Raw genomic sequence first — 12835 nt, 5'->3', positions numbered from 1 at the left:
TCCGTCACTTTATTCACCCACTTGCCCTTTCATCGTTAGGTAATCGTTTTTTTGTTGTTCAGCAAAATTCCTTACAAAAACTGAACTAATTGGGACATTTCGAGAATTTAATCCAGCAATGATTGCACCTCCAACTGGTGGAATAAGTGGCTTTTTAAATGTAACATTAATATGTGACTGCTTCGCTAACTCTTCTAATCTCGGAATAAACAATTCTACTTTTGAAAATACCCCACCTGATAAAATAACCATTGTTTCTTTCTCTTTTAATTTCATTTTGCTATGACAAGCTTTTATAGAAATAAATAAATCCTCACATGCTTTTTGAATGATTGCTTGTGCAATTTCGTCTTTATTTAAGGCTTCCTCTACTGCATATACACTTAATGGAGCAATAACCGAACGAGGATGAGCGTCTCCGTACACTTTTTCAATTATTTCTGGAATGGAACTGACACCAAAGTGACTTTTCAATCTTTCCGTTAAAGAAGTTGCTAATCCTCTCCCATCGTACGCTTTAAAAACAGCCTTTGTTACCGCTATTCCTATATTATAACCACTTCCCTCGTCATCAAATATATATCCCCATCCCGCTGAACGAAACAATTCTTTTTGCTCGTCAATCCCTACAGTTATAGCACCCGTACCAGCGATTTGCACAATTCCTTCACGGCCTAATGTTCCCGAAAATAAGGCATTAACTGCATCATTTGCTATTAATACCTCGGTCTTTGATGGCAAGTATCGCTGAAGTATTTGCTGCAGCACACTTTCGTAGTTCCCTTCTCCCACTCCGGCCATACCAGCGTAACAACAATCTAACTCACAAAATATATTTGGATTTTGGCTTTGAATATTAAGTATTACATCTCGTATCACTAACTCAAATTCTTGCTTTGACATCGCAGTTGGATTACTTCGGCCAGCTACTAGTTTGCTGTAAATATTTCCGTTTTCATCTGCAATAACAGCGGAAGTTTTTGTGCCTCCTCCATCAATACCTAATACATACATACCACCATCTCCATTCCCCAGTATTCTTTTCTTCTATATCTATAAAAAAAAGGATGAACCAAAAAAGTCGTTTATTAACTACTTTTAGAGTCATCCTTACTAATTTCCATACATTTTCTTAAACTAACCGGAAACTTAGCCAAGGTAAAAGTTGTCATTAATTTAAATCTATTAATGAATTTTGCGCTTGAATTGCAGCTCCAAGTACAACACCATGACTCCCTAAACTTGAATGGACTATGCGCAAGTTCTTTTTAATCGGCTCCCACATATACCTTTCACATTTTTCTTCAATTTGTTGTTTAATTTCGGGCATTTTATCAATTAAATTTCCGCTTAATATAATGCATTCTGGTTCATATAAACAAGCAAGATTACTAATAGCTAAAGCAATATAAGTCGCCGTACGATCCAAAATATTGAGTGCCCACGACTCCCCGTTTCTAAACGCCGAGAACACATCATCTATTGAAGAAACATCCTTCATCTTTTTTGCATCAGCAAGTATGGCACCTTCTGAAATATATGTACATAAGCAACCAAATTTCCCACAATTACATACGTTCCCATTTGGATCAATAACAGTGTGTCCAATTTCACCAGCGTTATTAGATTCTCCACGATGAACTTCGCCATTTAGAAGAATTGCAGAACCAATACCTGAACCAATACCAACTAAGATAGTACTTTTAGAATCCTTCGCTTTTCCTACTGTGTTTTCAGCAATAATTTTCATTTTTAATTCATTATCTATCACTACATTTAATGAAGTTAATTCACTTAAATCACGGCTAAGATGAACATTTTTCCATCTCAATTGCTCTGCAACTCTTACAATACCATTCTCATAATCAATAGAACCAGGTAACCCTACAGCTAATCCAATAATTTTATCGATAGGAATTACATTTAGTTCGATAATACTATTTACTTTACTAGCAATATTTTGAACTGTTACTTCATAAGATTCTAGGGGATTTCTTACATAAGTTTGCAAATTAATCATTTCACCTAGGTAATTTACAACACCAATTTTCAATACGGATTTATCCAATTCTACCCCGATTGTGAATAAGACATCTCCACAAACATCCAGTAAGACAGCCTTTCTCCCAACTCCTGAAGTAACTAATTTGGTTTCCTTAACAAACCCTTGTTCCTGCAACTCTCCAACAATTCGAGTGATAGATGTAGGACTCATCTTCGTCATTTTCGAAATTTCCATTCTAGAAATGGGCGCCATATTTTTGATTAAGTCCAGTACGAATGTTTTATTTTGTTTCTTCATTAATATTTGGTCTTGTTTTTCCATCATTTAACCTTCTTTTTAGGACGATTAGCTTTTAACCAATCTATCCAAGCATTATTTACATACCAAAAAGCATGAATTATTTTTCTTTTCAATTAGTAATGGTATGCTAATTTCATCATAATGCACAACCAACTTTTAATCTATAAGGAGAAGCCTATACTGCATTTTTCACAGTTAGGCTTCGTCCCATTCCTTGAAAACAGACTTTGTGATAAACCTTCCTAGTGTATAAATTGTTGAATATACATCACTGCATCCGCAATATCTTTAACAGGATTAATATTTACTTCTCGTTCAATCGTTAAATAACCATCATAATTTATTTCTTTCAATGCAGCGAAATAGTTTGGAAAATCCACTTTCCCATGTCCTAATGGCATTTCTCTAAAGTATGTTCCAGAGGAAACCATTTCAGCAATTTTCGCATGATCTACCCCTCCCCCATAACCTAAAAAGCCATAAACATCTTTAGGATCAACAGCTTTTAGTTGAACGCCATCTTTTACATGCGTATGAACAATATAATCCTGTAGCAACTTTACCCCAGCTACCGGATCATCTCCTGTCACCATTACCATGTTAGCCGGATCAAAGTTAACAGAAACACCATTTGTGCTAAGACTGTCTAAAAACTGTTTTAATCTGCTCGCTGTTTCGGGACCTGTTTCAATTGCAAAAAATGCATCGAGACTTTTCGCATATACACCTAGTTCCTCGCATGCTATTTGCATTGCCTCGTAGATCTTGCTATTTTGATTTTCAGGTATTATTCCAATATGGGTCGTAACTATATTTGTTCCCAAATCTACCGCTAAATCTAAAATACGCTTCGATTTTTCCACTTTTTCTTCATTGAGAACAGCATCCTGAAAGCCATGTCCTCCTAAATCTCCGCAAAGAGCTGAAATTTCTAATCCTATTGAATCAAGAAAATTCCTTAACTCTTTACGAGCGATAGGGCTCATATTTTCCGGTGCCATTGAGCCATTTACTGCATAAATCTGAACACCATCTGCTCCTATTTCCTTCACTTTTTTCAAACCCTCATAAAGTGGCAATTTAAGACTATCTACAATTACACCTATTTTGTTGGATAATTTCGCTTGTAAATCCATTACGGAAATGTCACCTCACACTTTTTTTCCGCTGCTTCATAAATACCTTCCAAAATTTTCATAATTTCTACTCCATCTTCAATTGGAGCGATTGATTTCTCTCCTGTTAAACAGCAATTGACAAAAGAATCAATTTCACTTTGGAATGCATTTTCAAAGTCAAAAGATAAATTATCTAATTGTGGATGTATATTTAAAATCGTATTATTTTCTTCACTTACGATTACCAATTCAGGTTCTAATTCAGCTCCGCCATTTGCCCCAAATAGCTTCACGCTAATATCATCTTCTTTGGCATGTAAAGTAAAGGAAACATCCACAGACAAAGAAGCCCCATTTTCAAAAGTAATAAGTGCATTAGCTAGATCTTCTACTGTATTTTTTGCTTTATCATAGTCAGCTGCTTTATAAAATCTTAAATTTTCAACGTTCCCTCTATTACCCAAGTTATTATATGTATTTCCAGAAATCGACTTCACTTTTGGTCGCCCCATTAAATACCAACAAATATCTATTACGTGAACACCTAAATCAATAAGTGGCCCTCCACCAGATCTTTCTTTATCAGCAAACCATCCGCCTGGATTTCCTATACGTCTTAGACATGAGGCTTTCGCATAATAAATTTCACCCAGCTTGCCTGCATCAATAAATGATTTTAACACTTTAGTATTTGTCGCAAATCTTCTCACAAATCCTACTTGTAACAATTTTCCAGACTGTTCAACTGCCTCTTGAACCTTAAGCGCTTCTTCCACATTTAAAGACAAAGGTTTTTCAACAAGAACATGTTTTCCACCATTAAGAGCAGCGATAGAGATTTCTGCATGTGTATTGTTCCATGTACAAATACTTACTGCATCAATCTCTGGATCTTCAAATACTTCATCTAAACTTTGGTACACATGAGAAATACCATATTGTTCCGCTTTTTGCGTAGCTCTTTCTGTCACATAATCAAAGACCCCGTGTAGAGTAACCTCCGGATTATTTGCATATGATTTGAAATGAAAATCTGAGATTGATCCTGTCCCTATTATACAAACTTTTAGTTTTTTCAAATTTACATCCCCTTTATGCTTATGAATTTTCTTTTAGTATTTATACTTCATTCCAGAATCTTCTTACGTTGTCCATCCCGATTTTTGAACCTACTTTGCAATCTTCCATTCCTTCAAATTCAATAGTAAGATACCCATCGTAACCGGAGTTTTTCACTAATTTCATCACTTCTCGGATATTAATATCACCATGTCCTACAATAGCGCCACGCAAATAGTTTTCATTCACCGTTCTAAACCATACCCCGTCACCTGGATTTTCATAGTAAGGTCGGATATAGAAGTCCTTAAAATGAACTGTTGCAGCATACTTCAAATTTTTCTTCACACCTACAAGCGGATCTTCATCTATACATAGGAAGTTTCCTACATCAAGCGTTGTTTTAAAGTTATCGCGATTCACTGCATGGATAACACTTTGCACTCGATCGCTTGTTTGTACATTGAATCCATGATTTTCAATTGTAGTAGTAATTCCGAATTGGGCAGCGTAGTCCGCAACTAATTGACTACCTTTCACCATTTTAGAGAAATGCTTCTCAAAATATTGAATGGTCATTTCTTCAGGTTGCAATGTAAATGCCGTAACATCATGACGCATAATTTTAATTCCTAGTCGATTCACTATATCCACATGCTGCTTTAAACGAGCTACTTCTTCCTCAAACGCTTCTTCCGTTTCTTGTACGAAATTTGCTGGCAATGAATATGCAGATAATTCTATTCCAACAGATTCGGCTTTTGCCTTAATCTGATCAGCTAATTCCACATTATCAACTACAGTGAAGCCATAAGGAACAATTTCCATATGTTCCCCTCCGTTGTCTGCAATCCATTGGATAACATCCAAAACTGTCATTGTCTCTTCTCTCAATTCTTTTACTAAGCTGTATGTACTTAAGCCTACTTTCATTCTCTTCACCTCTTCAATTTGATATGATGCATTTTAAAGCTACTAGTTTGATATATATGTCAAAACTTATGAGTTTATCAAATGACATGAAACGAAATGATTGTCTTTTGATACTTTTGTAACTTCTGGTTCTATCGTCTTGCATATCTCCACGCTAACCGGACAACGGGTATGAAAAGGACATCCTGTCGGAGGATTCATTGGACTCGGCAAATCTCCTTTTAGGATAATTCTTTCTTTCCTTAACTTTGGATCTGGTATAGGCACTGAAGATAGTAACGCCTTTGTATAAGGATGTTGCGGATTAGAGAAAATTGCATCCTTTGGTCCTGATTCAACAATTGTTCCTAAATACATTACACCGATGTAATCGCTAATATGCTCTACCACACTTAAGTCATGGGAGATAAATAAATATGTGATATTGTACTCACTTTGTAAATCCTTTAGTAAATTTAAAATTTGAGATTGTATCGAAACATCCAGTGCTGAAACAGGTTCATCCGCAATAATTAATCGTGGTTTCATAATAAGCGCACGAGCAATTCCAATACGTTGACGTTGACCTCCACTAAATTCATGGGCATATCGATCCGCATGAGATTCATTTAAACCCACAACTTCTAAAATCTCGGAAACTAACCTTTGTTGCTCTAATTTTGATAGCTTGGTATGTATCAAAAGCGGTTCAGCGATAATATCTCGCACTTTCATCCTAGGATTTAAAGAAGCATATGGATCTTGGAAAATCATTTGAACTTTTTGTCTCATTTCCTTTAGCTGTGACTCTTTTTTTTGAGATATTTCTTCACCATCTATCCAAATTTCACCTTCACTCGGTGTAAGTAAACGAGAGATCAGACGACCAGTTGTAGATTTTCCACAACCACTTTCCCCTACAAGACTATACGTTTTCCCTTCTGTAATTTCGAAAGTTACACCGCTAACAGCCTTTAGTAGTTTTTTCTTTCCTAAAATACCATTTGGAATCTCAAATGTTTTTTTAATCCCCTTTACCTTTAGAAGCGTATTAGACAAGTGTTCCCCCCCGTTCATTATCGTAAAGCCAACAGCTACATAACCTCTCGTTCTCTAGCATGATACTCGTTGGTTCTTCCTTCAAACAAATTGGCATTACTTGTGTACATCTCGGCGCAAATTTACACCCTGTCGGCATATTGCTAGGGTCTGGTACATTCCCTTTAATCGAATCTAACTTATCCCTTTTAACACCAATTTTAGGTACAGAACCAATGAGTCCTCGAGTATATGGATGTTTTGGTTCCTCAAACAAATCAAATACATTCGCTTCTTCGACAACTCTTCCTGCATACATAACCACCACTCGGTCACACATTTCAGCAACAATACCTAAATCATGAGTTATCAATAAAATAGACATATTTTCTTGTTGTTGAAGCTGTTTCATCAATTCCAATATTTGCGCTTGAATCGTTACATCGAGCGCAGTTGTAGGTTCATCCGCTATTAGTAAATTGGGATTACAAGACATTGCCATAGCGATCATTACCCTTTGTCTCATCCCACCTGATAATTGATGTGGATATTCATGGATGATTTCAGCTGGACGAGCAATGCCAACTTTCGTTAACATAGCAATTACATGCTCTTTTGCCTGCTTTTTGTTCAAATTTAAATGAATTCGAATAGGTTCCATCAACTGCTCCCCTATTTTCATCACTGGGTTTAAAGAAGTCATTGGTTCCTGGAATATCATTGCAATTTGTTTGCCACGCATTTTCCGCATTTCGTTAACATTTAAACTTGTTAAATCCTTACCATTAAATTGAATACGCCCACCTGTAATTTCACCACTAGTTCCTTGAAATAGCCTCATGATAGAAAGGGATGTTAAACTCTTACCACACCCTGATTCACCAACTAAACCAATAACTTCCCCTTTGTTTATATGAAAATTAACACCATGCAGAATTCTAACTTTTTGCTTATTTTTCGTAAATTCAGTTTGAAGTTGTTCAACTTGCAGTAGTTTTTCACTCATGTTTAACTATCTCCCTTAATCGTTCTTTGTTTTAGGATCCAAAACATCACGTAATCCATCCCCAATGAGATTGAATGCTAAAACTGTCAAAAAGATAGCGATACCAGGCATCATTACTACATGAGAAGCTGTCCCTAGATAGTCACGCCCCATACTAAGCATTGCTCCCCAATCAGGTGTTTCCGGACTAGCTCCTAATCCTAGGAAACTTAAGCTCGATGCTGCTATAATGGCACCACCAATTCGCATCGTTACGAATACGATTAAACCACTAACTGTTTCAGGAAAAATATGTTTAAACATAATCCTTTTGTGGGGGGCACCCATTGATTTTGCCGCTTCTACAAACGTATTTTCTTTCGCTACCAGAGTAGAGCCTCTAACTAATCTTGCAAACGAAGGGACACTAAACACAGAGACCGCTATAATTACGTTATTTAATCCTGGTCCTAAAATCGCAACTATCGCAATGGCTAATAATAAGTCTGGAAATGCAAACATTACATCACTAGATCGCATAATAATTCGATCTAACCAGCCACCAAAATACCCACTAATTATCCCTAAAACAGTACCTATAATGGCACCTAATAGCACAGATGACAAACTTACACTTAATGTAATCCTAGTTCCCACTAGTATTCGACTAAATATATCTCGACCATATTCATCCGTGCCTAAAACATGTTCACTACTCGGACCTTGTAAAATCACATCATAATCTGGTTGATATGGGTCGTAAGGAGCGATAGAAGGACCCAGGATTGCAATAATCATTAGTACTAAGATAAAAATACTTCCACATAAAGCAGTCTTTTGACGCTTGAAGTTCATCCAAAATTCTCTAATAGGTGAGTACTTTTTTTGGGGAACAACTTGTTTCTTTTCACCTACCGCACTTGTAAATACCATAGTTACTCTCCTTTATGATTCATATTGGATTTTTGGATTTAGCAAACTATATAAAATATCAACCAGTAAGTTCACTAAAATGAATTCAATTGAAAACAATAATATTGCAGATTGAATAACAGGGTAATCTCTAAATGCTATCGAATCTATAAGTAAACGTCCCATTCCTGGAAAACTAAATACAGTTTCTACAACAACCGATCCACCTAACAGGAAGCCAAATTGTAATCCAGCAATTGTTACAACAGGAATTAACGAGTTTCTTAATGCATGCTTAATAAGAACACTAGATTCTCTCAATCCTTTTGCTCGACCAGTTCGTATGTAGTCAGCTTTTAACGTTTCAAGTAATGAAGATCTTGTAAAACGCGCAAGCATCGACATTATTCCTGCACCCAATGTTATGGAAGGCAAAACATAACTCTTCCATCCTTCTGCACCACCAGTTGGAAACCAGCCTAGTTGTACAGAAAAGATTTGGATGAGGATTAACCCTAACCAAAATCCTGGTAATGAGATACCAGATACAGCAGTTACCATCCCTACATAATCTGGCCACTTATTTTTAAATACAGCTGATAGTGCTCCTATTATTAGACCAAGGACTAACGCCCAACCTAAACTTATAAGTGTCAAATAGATGGAAGGCATAAATCTGTCTGCAAACATAGCGGAAATCGGTAACCCAGTTTTTAATGAAGTTCCAAGATCCCCCTGCACTAAATTGCCCATAAACGTTATGTACTGCTTCCATATCGGCTGATCTAAGCCCATTTCGATACTCACACGGGTAACATCATCAAGTGTTGCATCTTTTCCAGCCACTAAGCGAGCGGGATCACCTGGAATCAAGTGGATAAATAGAAAAGTTAAAATGGAGACAACCAAAATTAGTGGAATTATTTCCATAATTCTTTTTAAAATATATTGAAACACGAATTATTTCCCCTCTCTATAAAGGTGGATAAAAGTAACTATTGTAAATTGATGAAATAAGTTGCCGCAAGGATTTTAATAATAGAAGGGCGATTAGATAATATCGCCCTATTATAGTTGTAAGCCCTGATTGTTTCTATTTCATCGTTTTAATTATTTATAATTTGCATTACTTACATTTATTCCTCCACCAGTTTCAACATAAATGCCCTCTACATCTGAACGCGTTCCAACAAGCAGTTCATCTACTCCAAGGAAAATCCAAGGTGAATCCTTATAAACCGTGGATTGAATTTTTTCATACAACTCTTTTTGTTTACTCGTATCACCAGTAGAATTAGCTGCATTCATCCACTCATCCACATCTGCATTTTTGTAATAAGCGGTATTCGAACCATTCGGAGGGAAAGATTCACTATGAAATAATGGTTTTGTCGCATTTGTTATATCAGATGCATAAGCAGACCAGCTCACGTACCACATTTGTAACTTTGTATCTTCTGGTGTTTGCGCTCCATAGATTTCATCTGATAATGTCGCTTCTTCCATAGATTTAATCTCTACTTTTATCCCAATTTCTTTTAATTGTTGTTGGATAAATTGCATGCCTTTCATCGTATCGGAGTTTGTGTTACCCCAAATTTCAGTTGTAAATCCATTTTCAAATCCTGCTTCTTTCAGTAGTTCTTTTGCTTTTTCAATGTTTTGCTCATATACACCTTGCTTAACGTAATAAACTGTTTTACTAGGGATAATTGAGTCTAAAGGTAAGCCAAAACCAGAGTTAACAACATTTATATATGCATTTTTGTCTACCGCGTAATTTAAAGCCTGGCGAACACGAACATCATTAAACGGCTCTTTCATTGTATTAATAGATACATAGTGAGCTATTGTTGAAGGGATTTTATCAACTACAACGTCTTTATTTGCTTCAAGTTCTTTCAGATTTTGAGCTGGCAATGGATAAATGATACTTGCCTCACCTGTTTTTAGCATCGCAACACGAGAACCGTTTTCTGGAACCGGTTTATACGTTATTTTCTTAACACGTTCTCCCTTTTGCCAGTAATCATCAAATCTTTCAATTGTTAAGTGATCACCTTGAACCCATTCTACAAACTTGAATGGACCAGTCCCTACTGGGCTCTTTGGAATATCAGCACTGTTTTCTTTTATTAGCTTTGGACTAATCATTTTAGCCGCACCAAATCTAGTTAACATAGGTCCGTAGGCTTTCTCTATAGTAAACTTAATCTCGTAATCTCCTAAAATATCTATACTACTTATTAAGCTGAATCCTCTACTATTTAATCGTAGACTTTTATCATTGATGATTCTTTCAATATTCACTTTTACTGCTTCTGCATTAAAATCTTCACCATCATGGAATTTTATCCCTTGATTCAATTCGAACGTATATTCCAATGCATCTTCACTAACGCTGTACTCCTTTGCTAATACAGGCATTATTAGTCCATCTTTGTCGAAGCCCAATAAACCTTCCAACATTGACGACTGAACTGAGTTTGAATTTGTATCCCCAGTGTTATGTGGGTCCATGGAAATAAAGTTTTCGTTTACTGCGATTACAATTTCTTTGTCTTTTGATGCTTCCCCTTTGCCACTATCTGTTTGCCCCTTTTCGCTACCTGTGACTTTTTCATTTGAACAGCCAGCAACTACGATTGAACAAATGAAAGCGAAAAATAGGAACTTCCAAAAATTAGCCTTTCTCATTTCAATATCCATCCCCTTGGTTCGTTTTTTTGTAAATCTATAAAATATTTTCGTATCTATACAGATGAAAATATAAATAGAAAATAATTTTAACCACCACATTAAAAATTACACCTAATTTATGTGAAATATCTTTATTAATAATGCTTTATATAATTAATTTCTCCAATGGTGAAATTAATTATATAAAAAATATATACTTGTTACCGTAGACTTTCTCTATTAATCTAAATTATTAATTAATTAACAAGTATTTAGAATAGATTACAGAAAATTCGGCTAACAGTCAACAAAAAAATATTTTTTTATTTTTCATGGATGATAGAAATGACTGCCACTTCTTTTCTTCACTCGAATAATATATGTCATCCTTATTCTTTTGAGAATATGGAAAGAAAAATTAAGTAAGAAAAAAGCAGCCGAATTTGGCTGCTTTTTTCTTATGCTTAATTATGAAATCACCCCAAGCTCTCTCCCAACCTTCTCATAAATCCCCAATGCTTCATCCAGCATTTCTTTCGTGTGAGCAGCAGTAGGCATGTTACGGACGCGGCCTGTGCCTTTTGGTACGGTTGGGAAGACGATGGATTTTGCGTAGACGCCTTCTTCAAATAGTCGTTTAGAGAATTGTTGTGTTAGTTTTTCGTCTCCGATGATACATGGTGTGATTGGTGTTTCGGATGCACCGATATTGAAGCCTAGTTTGGATAAGCCAGCTTTCAAGTAATCTCCGTTTTCCCATAGTTGGTCATGTAATTCCGTAGAATCGATGATCATTTGAACTGCTGCAGTGATTGCTGCTACATCGCCTGGTGGTAATGCAGTTGAGAATAAAAATGGACGAGAGCGAACTTTTAACCAGTCGATTAAATCTTTTTTCCCTGCTACGTATCCTCCTACTACTCCGATTGCTTTAGAAAGCGTACCGATTTGGAAGTCGATTTCTTTTTCTAAACCGAAATGCTTCACTGTTCCTTTTCCTTTACCAGTAACGCCTGATCCGTGTGCGTCATCTACGTAAGTAATTAGGTCAAATTCTTTTGCGATTTCTACGATTTCTGGAAGTTTTGCAATATCTCCGTCCATCGAGAATACGCCATCCGTGATTACCATTACTTTATTGTACATGCCTGATTCTGTTGCTTGTTTTGCTTTTGCACGCAAGTCATTCATATCAGAGTGATTGAAAGGAATAATTTTTGCTCTAGAAAGTCGGCAACCGTCTATGATGGAAGCATGGTTTAATTGATCCGAAAGAATCGCATCGTTTTTATCCATTACAGCAGAAATTGCTGCCATATTACAGTTGAAGCCTGATTGATACGAAATAGCTGCTTCTGTTCCTTTGAACTCTGCAAGTTTAGCTTCTAATTTTACGTGAAGATCTAGTGTACCGTTAATTGTACGAACTGCTCCTGCTCCAACTCCATACTTGTCCACTGCTTCTTTTGCAATGCGTTTAAGTTCCGGATTTGTCGCAAGCCCTAAATAGTTATTAGACGATAGATTGATAAGTTCCGAGCCTCGGACATTTATCTTCGCACCATTTGGTCCTTCTACAGGGTCGATTTCGTTATATAAGCCTTGGTCTTTCAATTCATTTAGGTTTTCTGTTAAAAAATTGTTTAATACGTTAGACAAGGTCATCTTCCTCTCAAGCGAAATATTCTCTTCTATTTTACCATGCCGAGACGAAAAGACAAAAAAACCGCAGACATGAGTCAACGGCTTGGCTTTCATAATTTATTATTTATTGCATATGAAAATTTCTGGTTAGTTGGAAAAATGGTCACTTTAGTTGGAATAATC

The 12835-nt window shown here is 36.1% G+C and carries 11 protein-coding genes; all 11 read right to left on the bottom strand.

The window, feature by feature from the left end:
- Positions 1 to 9: 9 nt before the first annotated feature.
- Positions 10 to 1014, bottom strand: a complete 1005-nt coding sequence (locus ACEPXG_RS02945) for an N-acetylglucosamine kinase (protein WP_391207360.1) — start codon at positions 1012 to 1014, stop codon at positions 10 to 12.
- A gap of 157 nt (positions 1015 to 1171) precedes the next feature.
- Entirely contained in the window at positions 1172 to 2329 is a 1158-nt protein-coding gene (locus tag ACEPXG_RS02940; protein WP_391207358.1) for an ROK family transcriptional regulator, read from the bottom strand.
- Positions 2330 to 2547: 218 nt separating this feature from the next.
- Positions 2548 to 3441, bottom strand: a complete 894-nt coding sequence (locus tag ACEPXG_RS02935; RefSeq protein ID WP_391207356.1) for a sugar phosphate isomerase/epimerase family protein — start codon at positions 3439 to 3441, stop codon at positions 2548 to 2550.
- Entirely contained in the window at positions 3441 to 4502 is a 1062-nt protein-coding gene (locus ACEPXG_RS02930; RefSeq protein ID WP_391207353.1) for a Gfo/Idh/MocA family protein, read from the bottom strand. The genes ACEPXG_RS02935 and ACEPXG_RS02930 overlap by 1 nt, the downstream gene beginning before the upstream one ends.
- Before the next feature lie 40 nt (positions 4503 to 4542).
- Positions 4543 to 5415, bottom strand: a complete 873-nt coding sequence (locus ACEPXG_RS02925) for a sugar phosphate isomerase/epimerase family protein (protein WP_391207351.1) — start codon at positions 5413 to 5415, stop codon at positions 4543 to 4545.
- 66 nt (positions 5416 to 5481) lie between these two features.
- Positions 5482 to 6453, bottom strand: a complete 972-nt coding sequence (locus tag ACEPXG_RS02920; protein WP_391207349.1) for an ABC transporter ATP-binding protein — start codon at positions 6451 to 6453, stop codon at positions 5482 to 5484.
- Positions 6446 to 7438, bottom strand: coding sequence for an ABC transporter ATP-binding protein (locus tag ACEPXG_RS02915; protein WP_391207347.1), 993 nt, complete (start codon positions 7436 to 7438; stop codon positions 6446 to 6448). Before ACEPXG_RS02915 ends, ACEPXG_RS02920 begins: the two co-directional genes overlap by 8 nt.
- 15 nt (positions 7439 to 7453) lie before the next feature.
- Complete coding sequence (locus ACEPXG_RS02910) at positions 7454 to 8350, bottom strand: ABC transporter permease subunit (RefSeq protein WP_391207345.1); 897 nt, start codon at positions 8348 to 8350, stop codon at positions 7454 to 7456.
- 12 nt (positions 8351 to 8362) lie between these two features.
- Entirely contained in the window at positions 8363 to 9286 is a 924-nt protein-coding gene (locus ACEPXG_RS02905) for an ABC transporter permease subunit (protein ID WP_391207343.1), read from the bottom strand.
- A 153-nt stretch (positions 9287 to 9439) separates the two neighbouring features.
- On the bottom strand, positions 9440 to 11026 hold the full coding sequence (locus tag ACEPXG_RS02900) for a glutathione ABC transporter substrate-binding protein (protein ID WP_391209747.1): 1587 nt from the start codon (positions 11024 to 11026) through the stop codon (positions 9440 to 9442).
- 450 nt (positions 11027 to 11476) lie between these two features.
- Complete coding sequence (locus ACEPXG_RS02895; protein ID WP_391207341.1) at positions 11477 to 12673, bottom strand: glycine C-acetyltransferase; 1197 nt, start codon at positions 12671 to 12673, stop codon at positions 11477 to 11479.
- Between the last annotated feature and the right edge of the window lie 162 nt (positions 12674 to 12835).

The organism is Psychrobacillus sp. L4, from assembly GCF_042944905.1.
GTDB lineage: Bacteria > Bacillota > Bacilli > Bacillales_A > Planococcaceae > Psychrobacillus.
The sequence above is the reverse complement of the archived record's forward strand: the minus strand, read 5'-3'. Positions and strand labels throughout refer to the sequence as shown.

Coding starts and splice junctions, on each gene's coding strand:
- ACEPXG_RS02945 (WP_391207360.1), bottom strand. CDS start 1,014: ATGTATGTATTAGGTATTGATGGAGGAGGCACAAAAACTTCCGCTGTT.
- ACEPXG_RS02940 (WP_391207358.1), bottom strand. CDS start 2,329: ATGATGGAAAAACAAGACCAAATATTAATGAAGAAACAAAATAAAACA.
- ACEPXG_RS02935 (WP_391207356.1), bottom strand. CDS start 3,441: ATGGATTTACAAGCGAAATTATCCAACAAAATAGGTGTAATTGTAGAT.
- ACEPXG_RS02925 (WP_391207351.1), bottom strand. CDS start 5,415: ATGAAAGTAGGCTTAAGTACATACAGCTTAGTAAAAGAATTGAGAGAA.
- ACEPXG_RS02915 (WP_391207347.1), bottom strand. CDS start 7,438: ATGAGTGAAAAACTACTGCAAGTTGAACAACTTCAAACTGAATTTACG.
- ACEPXG_RS02910 (WP_391207345.1), bottom strand. CDS start 8,350: ATGGTATTTACAAGTGCGGTAGGTGAAAAGAAACAAGTTGTTCCCCAA.
- ACEPXG_RS02900 (WP_391209747.1), bottom strand. CDS start 11,026: ATGAGAAAGGCTAATTTTTGGAAGTTCCTATTTTTCGCTTTCATTTGT.
- ACEPXG_RS02895 (WP_391207341.1), bottom strand. CDS start 12,673: ATGACCTTGTCTAACGTATTAAACAATTTTTTAACAGAAAACCTAAAT.